Below are 14674 nucleotides of genomic sequence, written 5' to 3'. Positions count from 1 at the left end.
CGGTCCGGCCGGCGGGTGCTGCTGACAGAATGCTGATTGTCGACGGCGTGTACCGTCGTCAGTTCAGATGAGCGCCTTCCGGCACGTCCGGCGGGCGACGAGAAAGACGCGTCGAGAGAAGCCTGTGAAGCGCATATTCAAGGGTCCGTGGATCTGGATCGTCGTCGCCGTGGTCGGCGTCCTGCTCGCCCTGCAGTACCTCGCCCCCAACGGCGGGTACGACGAGGTCACGACCGACGAGATGAACGCCTACATCGCGAACGGCCAAATCGACGAGATCACGTTCATCGACGGTGACCAGGAGATCAAGGCCACCCTCGACGACGACGTCGACCGCTCGGGCGGCAACAAGATCAGCACCCACTGGATCATCGGCCAGCAGATCGGGATGATCGACGCCGTCGACGCGCAGATCGCCAAGGGCACCATCTCCAAGGAGACCTCGGAGAACCCGCAGCCCAGCGTGCTGGGCAGCCTGCTGGTGACCTTCCTGCCGATCCTCCTCATCGTCGGCCTCTTCCTCTTCCTGATGAACAACGTCCAGGGTGGCGGCGGCCGCGGCGTCATGCAGTTCGGCAAGTCCAAGGCCAAGCTCATCTCCAAGGACATGCCCAAGACCACCTTCGCGGACGTCGCCGGCTGCAACGAGGCGATCGAGGAGCTCGGCGAGATCAAGGAGTTCCTCCAGGAGCCCGCCAAGTTCCAGGCCGTCGGTGCCAAGATCCCCAAGGGCGTGCTGCTCTACGGGCCTCCCGGCACCGGCAAGACCCTCCTCGCGCGCGCCGTCGCCGGCGAGGCGGGCGTCCCCTTCTACTCCATCTCCGGCTCCGACTTCGTCGAGATGTTCGTGGGTGTCGGCGCCTCCCGCGTCCGCGACCTGTTCGAGCAGGCCAAGGAGAACGCCCCCGCGATCGTCTTCATCGACGAGATCGACGCCGTCGGTCGTCACCGTGGTGCCGGCATGGGTGGCGGTCACGACGAGCGCGAGCAGACCCTCAACCAGCTGCTCGTCGAGATGGACGGCTTCGACGTCCGCGGCGGGGTCATCCTGATCGCGGCCACGAACCGCCCCGACGTGCTCGACCCGGCGCTGCTGCGCCCGGGCCGGTTCGACCGCCAGATCGGCGTCGACGCGCCCGACCTGGCCGGTCGCCACATGATCCTCAACGTGCACTCGCGCGGGAAGCCGATGTCCCCGGACATCGACCTCAAGTCGATCGCGCGGCGCACCCCCGGCTTCACCGGTGCGGACCTCGCGAACGTGCTGAACGAGGCGGCGCTGCTGACCGCCCGCAACAACGAGAAGCTGATCACCGACCACGCGCTCGACGAGGCGATCGACCGCGTCATCGCCGGTCCCCAGCGCAGCTCGCGCCTGATGAGCGAGAAGGAGAAGCTCATCACGGCCTACCACGAGGGCGGCCACGCCCTCGTCGCGGCGGCGCTGCCCGGCACCGACCCGGTGCACAAGATCACGATCCTGCCGCGCGGCCGGGCCCTCGGCTACACGATGGTGCTGCCGGACGAGGACAAGTACTCCCAGACCCGCTCGGAGATGCTCGACAAGCTGGCCTACATGCTCGGCGGCCGGGCCGCGGAGGAGATGGTCTTCCACGACCCGACCACCGGGGCCGGCAACGACATCGAGAAGGCCACCAGCCTCGCCCGCGCGATGGTCACGCAGTACGGCATGACCGAGTCGCTCGGTGCGATCAAGCTCGGCGACTCCAACTCCGAGCCGTTCCTGGGCCGCGACATGGGGCACCAGCGCAACTACTCCGAGGACGTCGCGGCCAAGATCGACGAGGAGACCAAGAAGTTCCTCGCCACCGCGCACCAGGAGGCCTTCGACATCCTCGAGGAGAACCGCGACGTGCTCGACGCGCTCGTGCTCGCGCTCCTCGACCGCGAGACCCTCGACAAGGCCGAGGTCGCCGAGGTCTTCGAGCCCCTGCGCCGACGCTCCTCGCGCCCCGCGTGGACCGGCTCGCCGGACCGGAACCCGTCCACGATCCCGCCGATCGAGATCCCGCAGGAGATCCGCGACCGCGTCGCCGCCAACGGCGCCGCGCCGCAGGAGGACGAGGCAGCCGTCATCATCACGCCGCCGGGCTCCGGTGGCGACGTCCACGGCGACCCGGGTGTCGGCACGCGCGACCCCGGCACCGACCCCCGGGCGTGATCCTGCGATGACCGACGCGATCGGGCTGCCGGAGCGTGCCCCCGGCGACGTCCCCGCCTTCGACCACCCGCGGGCCGAGGCGGCGATCCGCGAGCTGCTCGCCGCGATCGGCGAGGACCCGGAGCGCGAGGGCCTGCGGGACACCCCGGCCCGCGTCGCGCGCGCGTACGCCGAGCTGACGGCCGGTCTGCGGATGACCCCGCTGGACGTGCTCACCACGACGTTCGACCTCGGCCACGACGAGATGGTCCTGGTCCGCGACATCGAGCTCTGGTCGATGTGCGAGCACCACCTGGTGCCGTTCACCGGCGTGGCCCACGTCGGCTACATCCCCGCCGAGAGCGGCAAGATCACCGGGCTGTCGAAGCTGGCCCGTCTCGTCGACGTCTACGCGAAGCGCCCGCAGGTCCAGGAGCGGCTGACCACCCAGGTCGCCGATGCCCTGATGGACATCCTCGAGGCGCGCGGCGTCATCGTCGTCATCGAGGCCGAGCACCTCTGCATGACCATGCGCGGCGTCCGCAAGGCCGGCGCGCGCACCATCACCTCGGCGGTCCGCGGGATCATGCACAACTCCGCGACCCGCTCCGAGGCGATGGCGCTGATCAGCAGCCGGCGCTAGCCGCCGGCTCCGCCGCTCTCAGGAGGGCGACGCGGTGCGGGGCGGCTTGGGGTACCGCTCGCGCAGCACCGAGCGCTTGTTGGTGCCCTCGTCGTTCGTGCCCTTCTCGATGATGACGAGGTTGTGGTAGCAGTGCACGGCCACGACGTGGCGGTCGGCGTACGTCGGGACGTGGTCGTCGTCGACGTACTCCTCGTGGTTGAGGCCGTCGACGAGGTCCTTGACCAGGGCCATCGTGGTGGTCGGGTCGTGGCGGTCCTCGCTGCCGCCCCACTCGGGCCAGTACGACGTCTGGGTGTCCTCGATCGCGTAGATGCCGTCGTCGGCCAGCAGCGGGAAGAGGATGCGGAAGGTCTCGCGGATGTGCTCGGGGCGGTGGCTGCCGTCGTCGATGACCACCGTCAGCGGGCCGTGCTCGTCGACCAGGCGGACCAGCAGCTCCTCGTCGACCTGGCTGCCGCGGACCGTGGTGATCCGCCGCGCGTCGACGAACGACTTGTCCTCGATGTCGAGGCCGACGATCTCGGCGCGGGGGAAGAAGTGCTTCCACATCCGCAGCGACGCGCCGCCCTTGCCGCCCCGCTGGTAGCCCCCGACCCCGATCTCCAGCAGCGTGAAGCGCCGGCGGCGCAGGTGCTTGAGGTGCGCCTGGTAGTGCTGGGTGTAGAAGTGCAGCCCGTGCTTGTCGGTGCCGAAGTGCTGGGCGAGCTCGGTGAGGTCCATCGCCTGCAACCGGGCGACGCGCTCCTGCCGCGGGGTGAGCGGGGCCGGGGCGGGCGGCGCCGGGGTGCCGCGCAGCCGTGCCGGCACCCGGGAGCGGAGGCGTTGCCACGTGCTCTCGCCGAGCAGCGGCTTGACGACGGAGACGGCGGAGGTCCGCAGGGAGGAAGGCACGAGGGGTCCTCGGGGTCGGGGAACGACCGCTCCGGGCGTGGAGAGGTCGACACCGCACCCTAACCACGCGCCGGCCGCGGTCGGGGTCCCCGTCGGGACGCTCGCGGGGAGCGCGTCCGGGCGCCGCGATAGCGTCCGGGCATGGACCAGCGCCCCGGGTCGCCGTCGCCCCGCCTGATGGGCGTCGTCAACGTCACCCCCGACTCGTTCTCGGACGGCGGGCGCTGGGCGAGCACCGACGAGGCGGTCGCGCACGGGCGGGCCCTGCTCGCCGACGGCGCCGACGTCCTCGACATCGGCGGGGAGAGCACCCGGCCCGGCGCCACCCGCCCGCTGCTGGCCGTCGAGCTCGGCCGCGTGGTCCCGGTCATCACCGCGCTGGTGGCCGAGGGAGCCGTGGTCTCGGTCGACACCATGCGCGCGGAGGTCGCCGAGGCGGCCGTCGCGGCGGGGGCCTCGATCGTCAACGACGTCTCCGGCGGTCTCGCCGACCCTCGCATCCTGGCCGTCGCGGCGGACGCCGGCGTCACCTTCGTCGCCATGCACTGGCGCGCGCACAGCGACCAGATGCGCGACCACGCGTCGTACGACGGCCCCGGAGGTGTCGTCGCCGCCGTCCGTGACGAGCTGGCCGCGCGGGTCGAGGCGCTGCTGGCGGCCGGCGTCGCCGACGACCGGATCGTCCTGGACCCCGGGCTCGGCTTCGCGAAGCGGCCCGAGCACAACTGGGCGCTGCTGCGGGGTCTCGACGCCGTCCAGGACCTGGGCTTCCCCGTCCTGGTCGGCGCCTCGCGCAAGTCCTTCCTCGGCGACCTGCTGGCCGGTCCGGAGGGGCCGCGTCCGGTGGGGGAGCGGGAGGCTGCCAACATCGCCCTCACCCTCGACCTCGCCGGCCGGGGGGTCTGGGGCGTCCGCGTCCACGACGTCCGATCCAGCCGGGACGCCCTGCGCGTCCGGGCCCGTCTGCTGGGAGATGCCGGATGACCGACGAGCTCGCGATCACGGGGGTGGAGTGCTTCGGCCACCACGGGGTCTTCGACTTCGAGCGGCGCGAGGGCCAGACCTTCGTGATCGATCTCATGCTCGGCCTCGACACCGCCGCCGCGGCGGCCTCCGACGACTTGCGTGACACCGTGGACTACGGAAGTCTCGTGGCCTCGGTGCAAGCCGCCGTGGAGAGAGATCCGGTCGACCTGATCGAGACCCTCGCCCAGCGCATCGCGGACGTCTGTCTCTTGGACTCCCGTGTTGAATGGACGAGGATCACGGTCCACAAGCCGGAGGCACCCATCGAGGCGACGTTTGCCGACGTGGCCCTGACGATCACCCGAACACGCGAGGGCGAGAAGTGACTGAGACCCCCAATCCCAACATCGTCGACGCCGACACGCTGACCGGCGAGATGCGCCCGATCCGTCGGGCGGTGCTGGCGCTGGGGTCGAACCTCGGTGAGCGGCTGACGGCCCTGCAGGGTGCCGTCAACGCGATCGCCGACACCCCGGACGTGTGGGTCACCGGCGTCTCCCCGGTCTACGAGACCCAGCCCGTGGACAGCCCGGCCGAGGCCAAGACCTACCTCAACGCCGTGGTCCTCATCGACACCACCCTCGCCGCGACCCGCCTGCTCGACCGCGCCCTGGCCATCGAGGACGCCTTCGACCGCGAGCGCACCGAGGTCCGCAACGCCCCGCGCACCCTCGACGTCGACCTGATCGTGGTCGGCGACCGTCGCAGCGACGACGACACGCTGCGGCTGCCGCACCCGCGCGCCGCCGAGCGCGCCTTCGTCCTGCAGCCCTGGTTCGACCTCGAGCCCGACGCGGAGTTCCCCGACCTCGGCCCCATCGCCGACCTGCTCGAGAAGGCCGACCAGTCCGGTGTGTCGCGTCGGGACGACCTGACGCTCGAGATCCAGTGACGCCCGACCCGCCCGACGAACCGTCGGGCGGGCAGCTCCGGCCCACGTCCCCCGCCGCGCTGGGCACCTGCGCGGTGCTCGGCCTGGTCGGCGGCTGGCTGCTGCACCCGCTCGCCGAGCGGGTCGGCGGCACCGCCCCGATCATCACCTGGGCCCAGGTGGTGGCGCTGTTCCTCGTCGCCGCGATCCTCGGCGGCACCGCCTGGCTGACCCACCGGGCCCTGCACGTGCACCGCGAGCGCCTCGCGCCGCACCTCGCCGTGAACCGCCTCGTGCTGGGCCGCGCCTCCGCCCTGGTGGGGGCCCTGGCGGCCGGCGGCTACCTCGGGTACGCCGTCAGCTGGCTCGGTGTGGACGCCGAGCTGGCCAGCCAGCGGGAGTGGCGCTCCCTCGGCGCGGCCGCCGGCGGTGTGGCGATCACCATCACGGCGGTGCTCCTCGAGCGTGCGTGTCGCGTCCGTTCCGACGCCGACGACACCTAACCTGCTGTTCATGCCTTCCTCCATCAGCAGGGCCCCCAGCACCCGGGCCCCCGCGGCCCGCCGTCGGCAGCGGAGCACCAGGCTCACGGTCGCCGCCGGACTCATCGCGATCTCGGCGCTCGTCGTCCTCGGCGCCGTCCTCAGCGGTTCGTGGCTCTTCGTCACGCTCGCTGCCGGGCTCGGCGTCGTCCTCGGCGCTGCCGCCACCCGCATCACCCACTCCGAGCTGATGGACGCCCGCCGCGAGGCGGCCCGGGACCGGGCCGAGCAGGCCCAGGCCTACCGCGACCTGACCGTCACCCGCACGGCCGAGCAGGCTGCGCACACCGCGACGATGCAGGCCCGCATCGCCGCGCACGAGCACACCATCGGTGAGCTCGAGATCGCCCTGACCTCCGCGCAGAAGCGGGCGGCCGAGGCCACCCGCAAGCGGGGCGCCGAGGCCCGTCGCGCGGACGTCGCCGAGCAGGAGGGCCGTGGCCTCACGGTCCGCCTCGACGAGTCCGAGGAGCGCGCCGCCGAGGCGATCGTCCGGGTCGCCGAGCTGGAGCAGGAGCTCGACGTCCTGCGCGCCGAGCTCGCCGCCTGGCAGACCACCCCGGCCCGCCGACACGCCTGACCCGTCCCGGGGCCGCGCCCCGGAGCACGACCGCACACCGACCCGCCCGTGGATCCCACGGGCGGGTCGGTGCGTTTCCGCCCGTACGGCATGATCAGCCCCGTGATTCCCGAGGACTCCAGGTTCGAGAGCGACCCCGACGAGGTGCTCGGTGACAACCACGGGCTGCCGGCCGGCTGGGAGGTCGTCCCGCCCGACCCGGCGGACCGCTTCACGGTGGCCCGGCTGACGCACCTGCTGCGCGCCCACGAGCGCCAGGGTCGCGGCTGGGCCGGCTCCGGCGTCGACGACGTGCTCGTCGAGGTCTCCGAGCACGGGCTCCGCACGCGCGAGAACGTCGTCGTGCGCGACCCCGAGGGCGAGATCCGCGCCTGGGGCAGCGTGCACGACCGCTCGGTCGGCCGGATGCTGTTCGTGCACATCGTCGAGCGCGGCCTCGACGACGACGTCGCGGCCCGCTGCTCCGACGTGCTCGTCGAGTGGGCCGTCGGCCAGGCGCAGGCCGTGGGTGCGGCCCGCGGGCTGGAGACCCAGCAGATCGACACCGGTGCCTTCCAGGACGACGAGCGCCAGCACGCGTGGCTGGCCGGTGCCGGCTTCGAGCGGGTCCGCACCTGGTGGCAGATGACCCGGCCGGTCACCCCGGAGGAGGCCGCTCTCGCCGAGTCGCCCGACCACTGGGAGAAGGACGGAGTCGTCTTCCGGCTGGTCCGGCGCAGCGGCTCGGGCCTGCCCGACGAGGACGACCTGCGCGAGGTCCACGAGGTGCTCGAGGGTGCCTTCGTCGACCACTTCAACTCCAGCGAGGAGACCTTCGAGGAGTTCCTCCACCGGCTCCGCGAGGACCCCGGCCACCGCTGGGACCACTGGTGGCTGGCCGAGCTCACCGACGGCGACGCCCCCCAGCCGGTCGGCGCCCTCATCGGCACCGTCTCCGAGAGCTCCTCGGGCCCGGACGGCTCCTACGTGTCCTACCTCGGCGTGCTCGAGGCCGCCCGCGGCCGCGGCGTGGCCAAGGGCCTGCTCGCCACGATCATCTCCGACGCCGCGACCCGCGGCCGGGACCGCGTCGGCCTCGAGGTCGACGCCGACTCCCCGACCGGCGCGGCGGGGCTCTACACCTCGATGGGCTGGACGACGAAGTACGTCACCGAGTCCTGGCACCGCGACGTGAGGGTGAGCCCGGCCTGAGGCCCTGGCCCCGGCACGCCGGGCCCGCCGCGGCCCGCACCGCGCACGGCGCGCACTAGCCTGACCCGCATGGCCGGCCCCTCGTCACCGCGCAGGATCGCCGGCGCTGCCGCGGCGGTGCTGCCGCCCGGTGCCCGGCGCGCCCTGCGCCGCCGGCTCGGTGCCCGCCTCGGGGTCCCCGGTGCGGACGCGGGCCTGGTCTCGGTGGTCCTCGTCGTCGAGGCCCGGGACCTGCCGCGGCTCTCGGCGTCGCTGGCCTCCGCGCTCGGGCAGGAGCACGCCCACCTCGAGGTGCTGGTGTGCCCGGTCGGCGAGGACGCAGCCCGGGACGCGGCACTGGTCGTGCACGACGTCGGTGACGCCCGCGTCGTGCCGGTCGAGCCGTCCGCGACCTGGCAGCAGGCGCTCGAGGCCGGGGTCGCCCGGGCCCACGGCGACCTGCTCGCCTTCCTGCGCGGCTGCGACCGGCTGCCGCCCGACGCACTCGCGGTGGCCGCCCGGTCCCTGGCCGCGTCGGGTGCCGACCTGGCGACCGGCCGGCTCGAGCAGTCGGGCTCGCCCGAGCCGTGGTTGGCCGCCGCCCAGCAGCGCGCCCACGACCCCGCCGCGACCGGGGTCGCGCCGACAGCCCGGCCCGGCCTCGCCGGCGCCCTCGCGCTCGGCGGCCTGGTGGTCCGCCGTCCCGCCTGGCGCGGCGGGCTCACCCGGACGGACGACTGGGTCACGTCGCCGACCGTCGCCGCCCTGCTCGCCGGGGTGGCACGGGTCGACGTCCTCGACCACCCGACGTACACCTTCGCGCCGGGCCACGGCGTCCGGGCCTTCGCCGCGACGCCGTCGGCGCTGCCCGACCTGCCGGTCTGGCGGGAGCGGGTCGCCGCCGTCGACCACGCCCTCACGGGGTCGCCGCTGCTCGATGGCTGGCACCGGCACCTGGCCGCGGTCGAGCTGCCGCGGCTCCTGCAGGACGCCGAGCGCGCGACCCCCGAGGAATGGTCGGTGCTGCGCACCCTGGCCGGGAGGTACGCCGGCCCGACCGGCCCCGCGGCGGACGAGGTGCCCGCCGCGGCCCGCGCCCTCGGCTGGCTGGCCGCCGAGGACCGACGGCCCGAGGTCGAGGCGCTGGCCGCCGAGCTGGCCGCCCTCGACGGCGACCTGCCGACCCGGCTCGTCGACGGCGGGCTGCACGCGACCTGGGACGCGGTGGCGCTCCCCGCGGACCTGACCCGGCTGGCGGCGAGCGAGACGCCGCTGCGCGCGCACGCCCAGCGGACCCGCTGGACCGCGGGCGGACGGGAGGTCGACGTGCTCGCCGAGGTCCGGCTCGTCGACGCCGGGGCGGTCCCGCTCGAGGTCGCAGTGGACGCCGACGGCGCCGTCGAGGTGCTCCGCCCCGCGCGCATTGACGCGGAGGCGACCCGCTGGGCCGGGCGCCGCTTCCAGGAGGCGGTGGCCCTCACCGTGCGCGTGCCCGGCGACGGCGCCACGACCCTCCGGCTGACCGCGTCCGGCGGCGGTGTCACCCGCAGCTCCACCCTCGCCCTCCCCGCACGCCCGACCGGCCCCGCCGCCGGGACCGGCAGCCCGGTCACCGTCGACGGCCTGGCCCTGGACGGCACGGACCTCGTGGTCACCGCCACCGGCGACCCGGCCTCCCTGCGGCTGCTCGGCCCGGACGACCGCCCGCTCGACGTGGTGGTGCGCCCGGTCGAGGGAGGTGCGCGGATCACCCTGCGGGCCGACCACTTCGGCGCCCCCCGCTGGCTGGCGTCCGGTCCGCACCGCCTCGTCACCCGCGACGGCAACGTCGCGGTGGGCGACGGGCTCCGCGGCCGGCTGCCCACGGAGCTCGTGGGGGAGAGGCACCGCGTCCGTGCCTTCCTCGGCCCCCGCGGCGGCCTGGTGCTCGGCGTCACCGCACCGCTCACCGACGACGAGCTCGGTCCGCACGCCCAGCAGCGGCTGCAGACGGCGTACGCCCTCGACGACCGGCCGCTCGACCCCGACCTCGCCTACTTCGACACGTACGCCGGCCGCTCGGCGACCGACAGCCCCCGCGCGATCCACGACGAGCTGCGCCGGCGCCGCCCGCACCTGCGCACGGTCTGGGGTGTCGCCGACCACGGCCAGTCGGTGCCGGCGGGCGCCGAGCCGATGCTCCTCCGCAGCGCCGCGTGGTACGCCGCCCTGGCGAGCGCCCGGGTGGTCGTGACGAACACCGACGTCGAGGCGTGGTTCCGCCGCCGGCCGGGCCAGGTGCTGCTGCAGACCTTCCACGGCTACCCCTCCAAGGCGATGGGGCTGGGGCAGTGGCGGGCGCTCGACCACGCCCCGTCGCGGATCCGGGTCGCCCGCGCCCGCGGCGTCGACACGTGGAGCGCGATCGTGACGCCGACCCCGGAGATGACCCGCCACTACCGCGAGCAGTACGCCTACGACGGCCCCGCGCTCGAGCACGGCTACCCGCGCGACGACGACCTCGTGCTGCCGACCGCGGCCGCGACCCGCGAGCGCACCCGCACGCTCCTCGGCATCGCCCCGGACCAGACCGCGGTCCTCTACGCCCCGACGTGGCGCGAGCACCTGGCCTTCCGGGCCCGCGGCGCGGAGATGACCGACTTCCTCGACGTCGCCGCCGCGGCCCGCGCCCTCGGCGACGACCACGTGCTGCTGCTGCGCGGGCACCGCTTCCACCAGCCCGACCCGGGCCCGGTCGACCCCGCAACCGGCGCGGGCACGCCGGCCGCCCGGGTCGTCGACGTGACGGCGTACCCCGAGATCAACGACCTCGTGCTCGCCTCCGACGCGGCGGTCCTGGACTACTCCTCGCTGCGCTTCGACTACGCCCTGACCGGTCGCCCGATGGTCTTCCTCGTGCCGGACCTCGCGGCCTACGACGCCGGCAGCCGCAGCTTCCTCTTCCCGTTCGAGGAGTCCGCGCCCGGCCCGTTCGTCGACGACACGGCCGGGGTGGTGGCGGCGCTGCGCGACCTCGACGGGCTCCGCGAGCGCCACGCGCCGGCGATCGCGGCCTTCAACGACCGGTTCAACCCGTGGCAGGACGGCCGGGCGGCCGAGCGGGTCGTGGACGGGCTCCTCGACCTGCTGTGAGCCACCCTCCGGGGCCGCGCCGTTCGTCGGTAGATTGACCGCCATGACGGCCAAGGACATCGCCCGCTCCGTCGTGCGTCGGGGTGCGGGCGTCTCGCGTCGCGTGGCCCGGCGTGCGGTGGACACCCGCGCCGCCCGTCGCCTCCGGCGCCCCGCGATCAGCGTGATCGTGCCGTTCTACAACGTCGAGGCCTACCTCGCGGAGTGCCTCGACAGCATCCTCGAGCAGGACGTCGCGCACCTCGAGGTGATCCTCGTCGACGACGGCTCGCCGGACGGCTCGCGCGCGATCGCCGAGCGGTACGTCGCCCGTGACGACCGGGTCCGGCTCGTCACCCGGCCCAACGGCGGCCTGGGCGCCGCCCGCAACACCGGCGTCCGCGAGTCGCGGGGTCGCTACCTCACCTTCATCGACTCCGACGACCTGCTGCCCCCGGGGGCGCTGCGGGCGCTCCTCGAGACGATCGAGGCCAGCGGGTCCGACCTCGTCGTCGGCTCGGTCGAGCGCTTCAACGCCGTCTCCACGTGGTCGCCCAACTGGGTCCGCAAGGTGCACGACGACCGCCGGATCGCGATCACGGCCGAGGACTTCACCCCGCTGCTGCGGAACCTCTACACGTGGAACAAGCTCTTCCGGCGCGAGTTCTGGGAGGCCCAGGACCTCTGGTTCCGCGAGGGCGTCGCCTACGAGGACCAGCCGATCATCACCCAGCTCTTCGCCCGGGCGACGGCGATCGACGTCATCCCCGACGTCGTCTACCGCTACCGCGCCCGCGAGGACCAGAGCTCGATCAGCCAGCAGACCGCCAGCCTGCAGGACCTGCGCCAGCGCATCGAGGCCTGGCGCGTCGGCCGCGACGTGTTGACCGCGGAGGTCTCCCCGGCCCTCTTCGAGGCCTGGCGGCTCACCCTCTTCGACGTCCACTTCCACTGGTACCTCACCAGCACCGGCACCGTCGACGACGACTACTGGTCCGAGCTGGTCGCCGCGGTCCGCGAGCTGACCGAGGGCGCCCCCGACTGGGTGTGGGAGCAGACGATGCCCGGCCGCCGGGTGCTGATCCGGCTGGCGCTGCTCGACCGGCGCGCGGACGCCCAGGAGCTGGTCCGCCAGAAGGGGCTCCGGCTCGACCACTGGCCCGCGCGCGTGCGCCCCGACGGCATCCTGCTCGAGCTGCCGTTCCTCGGCGACCCCGAGCTCGAGGAATCGCTCTTCCTGATCCGGCCCGAGCAGCTCAGGATCCACCACTCCGTGGAGAACCTCCACTGGGTCCACGAGGCCGACGGCAGCGCCACGGCCCGCATCTCCGGCCGCGCCTACCTCTCCAAGGTCGACCTGGCCGAGCACGCGTCGCGCGTCTCCGTGGTGCTCCGCGAGGACGGCACCGGCCACGAGCGGGTCTTCCCGGCCGACCGGGCCACCGACTCGTCGTACCCCCCTCCGGAGGAGGACAAGTGGTGCGACTACTCCAGCGGCACGTTCGCCGCGGTCATCCCCATGTCCGAGGTCGTCGCCTCGGCCGCGCAGGGCACCTCCTGGACGGTGCTGCTGCGCGTCGAGGCCGCCGGCTTCACGGTGACCAGTCGCGTCAACCGGCTGCTGCGCAGCGGCGCCGCCGGTGTCGTGCCGGCGCTGACGCTGCGCGACGGTGGCCGCGTGGTCACCGAGTGGCAGTTCAACCGCGCGCTCCGGCTCCGCGTCGACCTCGCCGGCGTGCGCGTCACCAGCGCCCGGCTCGAGGGCCGCACGGTGGTGGGCGTGCTCGCCGCCGACGCGACCGACGTACGCCGTGTGGCCGCCGCCCGGCCGCGCCACCGGGTCGAGAGCGCGGTCGCGGACGGCCGCCCGCAGGAGTTCCGGATCGAGCTGCCCGACGCGCCCACCCGCTCCGACGGCACGACCGACGAGTGGCGCATCGAGGGCTGGACGGCCGACGGCGACCGGGTCGCCTTCGTGCCCGCTGACGACGCGCTGCCGGCGTACGCCGGCGAGGAGCTCGCGCTCGAGACCCACCGCGACGGCGAGCTGGTCGTGCGGCAGTGGCGGCTCGGTGCGGTGGCCGACGCCGCGGCCGTCGACGCCGCCGGCGTGCTGCGGGTGACCGGCCGGACCTTCGGCGAGCCGGTGACCTCGATCCGCCTGCACGTGACCAGCCTGCGCAGCCGCACCGCCGGTCCGACCGTGCCCGTGGAGGGCGGCCGCTTCGTCGCGCAGTGCGACCTGCGCCACGAGGTCTACCGCTTCGGCGCCTGGCCGCTGCCGCTCGGCGACCACGACCTGGCGGTCACCCTGACCACGGCCTCCGGACGCGAGGCCACGCTCCCGATCCGCACCTCGAGCGTGCTCAGCGACTCGCTGCCCGTGCCGGTGCAGACCGACCTGCTCGAGGGCCGCGTCGTCCGCGGACCCGACGCCGGGGTGCGGGTGACCCTGCGCCGCCCGATCGGCGAGGCGCGCGGCGCCTACGCACAGAACCAGCTCCGCCTGCACCCGCCCGTCACGGGCGGGCTGACCCGGGGCGTGCTGATGCGGTCGTACTTCGGCGAGTCCGCGACGGACAACGGCCTCTCGATCCAGCGCGAGCTCCAGCGCCGCGGCTCGGACCTGCCGGTCTACTGGGCGGTGCACGACCACTCGATCGTGGTCCCGGAGGGCGGCATCCCCGTCATCGTGAACAGCGAGGAGTGGTACCACCTCCTCGCGTCGGTGACCTACTACGTCGACAACATGTACCAGCCCGAGTTCCACGAGAAGCCCGCCGGCCAGGTGCTCGTCCAGACCTTCCACGGCTACCCCTTCAAGCAGATGGGGCACCCGCACTGGCGCAACACGCAGTTCTCGCAGGCCCGGATCGACGCGTACGACGAGCGCGCCTCGCAGTGGGACTACCTCGTCTCGCCGGCCCGCTACGCCAGCCCGCTGCTGACCCGTGACTTCAACTACCACGGCGAGGTCCTGGAGATCGGCTACCCGCGCAACGACGTCCTCAACTCGGAGCTCGCCCCGGGCATCCGGGCCGCCACGCGGGCGGCCCTGGGCATCGCCGACCACCAGACGGCGGTGCTCTACGCGCCCACCTTCCGCGACTACATGGCGGTCGACGACAACCGTGCGCTGATGCCGGAGTTCCTGGACTTCGCGCGCTTCCACGAGCGCCTGGGCGACGACGTGGTGCTGCTGATCCGCGGCCACGCGTTCAACGCCCGCACCCTGCGGCGCGCGGGCCGCGTCGACGGGTGCGTCGACGTCACCGACTACCCCGAGATCTCGGACCTCTACCTCGCGGCCGACGCGGCGATCGTCGACTACTCCTCGCTGCGCTTCGACTTCGGCGTGACGGGGAAGCCGATGATCTTCCAGGTGCCGGACCTCCAGCGCTACCAGGACACCCGCGGCTGGCTGTTCGACTTCGAGCCCACGGCGCCCGGTCCGCTCGTGTCGACCACCGACGAGGTCGTCGACTGCCTGCTGGACCTCGACCGGGTCCGGGCCGAGCACGCGGCGGCGTACGACCTCTTCCGGCAGGACTACCTCGACCTCGAGGACGGCCGGGCCGGGGCGCGGTTCGTCGACGCGGTCTTCGTGCCGCGCGGGGACGCCCCGCCGGCCGACTGACCCGACCGGAGGGGCGCGGGTGGTCCGGCCGTCGGGCCG

The 14674-nt window shown here is 73.9% G+C and carries 11 protein-coding genes; 10 read left to right on the top strand and 1 reads right to left on the bottom strand.

The window, feature by feature from the left end; translation table 11 throughout:
* Positions 1–67 precede the first annotated feature (67 nt).
* Together ftsH and folE are read left to right on the top strand one after the other, a co-directional pair.
* Positions 68–2182, top strand: a complete 2115-nt coding sequence (gene ftsH / locus H5V45_RS08960; RefSeq protein ID WP_185252609.1) for an ATP-dependent zinc metalloprotease FtsH — start codon at positions 68–70, stop codon at positions 2180–2182.
* Positions 2183–2189: 7 nt separating this feature from the next.
* Positions 2190–2804, top strand: a complete 615-nt coding sequence (gene folE, locus H5V45_RS08955; RefSeq protein WP_185252608.1) for a GTP cyclohydrolase I FolE — start codon at positions 2190–2192, stop codon at positions 2802–2804.
* 18 nt (positions 2805–2822) lie between these two features.
* Here the strand turns inward: folE and H5V45_RS08950 are convergent, their stop codons facing one another.
* A complete protein-coding gene (locus tag H5V45_RS08950) occupies positions 2823–3698 on the bottom strand; it encodes a class I SAM-dependent methyltransferase (protein WP_185252607.1) in 876 nt (291 codons plus the stop codon).
* A 141-nt stretch (positions 3699–3839) separates the two neighbouring features.
* Between H5V45_RS08950 and folP the strand changes: the two genes are divergently transcribed.
* The 8 genes from folP (at position 3840) to H5V45_RS08910 (ending at position 14635) form a co-directional block, all read left to right on the top strand.
* Positions 3840–4682 carry a dihydropteroate synthase gene (folP, locus tag H5V45_RS08945; protein WP_246415881.1) on the top strand — a complete coding sequence of 281 codons (843 nt, stop codon included), beginning with the start codon at positions 3840–3842 and terminating at the stop codon, positions 4680–4682.
* Entirely contained in the window at positions 4679–5050 is a 372-nt protein-coding gene (folB, locus tag H5V45_RS08940) for a dihydroneopterin aldolase (RefSeq protein WP_185252606.1), read from the top strand. The genes folP and folB overlap by 4 nt, the downstream gene beginning before the upstream one ends.
* Entirely contained in the window at positions 5047–5616 is a 570-nt protein-coding gene (gene folK / locus H5V45_RS08935; RefSeq protein ID WP_185252605.1) for a 2-amino-4-hydroxy-6-hydroxymethyldihydropteridine diphosphokinase, read from the top strand. The genes folB and folK overlap by 4 nt, the downstream gene beginning before the upstream one ends.
* Positions 5613–6098, top strand: a complete 486-nt coding sequence (locus H5V45_RS08930; RefSeq protein WP_185252604.1) for a DUF3180 family protein — start codon at positions 5613–5615, stop codon at positions 6096–6098. The genes folK and H5V45_RS08930 overlap by 4 nt, the downstream gene beginning before the upstream one ends.
* Before the next feature lie 10 nt (positions 6099–6108).
* Positions 6109–6717: a hypothetical protein gene (locus tag H5V45_RS08925; RefSeq protein ID WP_185252603.1), complete on the top strand. Its 609-nt coding sequence runs from the start codon at positions 6109–6111 to the stop codon at positions 6715–6717.
* Between the two features lie 102 nt (positions 6718–6819).
* Positions 6820–7908 (top strand): GNAT family N-acetyltransferase, encoded by a 1089-nt coding sequence (locus H5V45_RS22625; protein ID WP_221633958.1) that lies wholly within the window; start codon positions 6820–6822, stop codon positions 7906–7908.
* Between the two features lie 69 nt (positions 7909–7977).
* The gene (locus H5V45_RS08915; protein ID WP_185252602.1) at positions 7978–11019 is read left to right on the top strand and encodes a bifunctional glycosyltransferase/CDP-glycerol:glycerophosphate glycerophosphotransferase; all 3042 of its coding nucleotides are present in this window, start codon (positions 7978–7980) and stop codon (positions 11017–11019) included.
* 43 nt (positions 11020–11062) lie between these two features.
* Positions 11063–14635, top strand: coding sequence for a bifunctional glycosyltransferase/CDP-glycerol:glycerophosphate glycerophosphotransferase (locus tag H5V45_RS08910; protein WP_185252601.1), 3573 nt, complete (start codon positions 11063–11065; stop codon positions 14633–14635).
* Positions 14636–14674 lie beyond the last annotated feature (39 nt).

This window comes from Nocardioides luti (assembly GCF_014212315.1).
GTDB lineage: Bacteria > Actinomycetota > Actinomycetes > Propionibacteriales > Nocardioidaceae > Nocardioides > Nocardioides luti.
The sequence above is the reverse complement of the archived record's forward strand: the minus strand, read 5'-3'. Positions and strand labels throughout refer to the sequence as shown.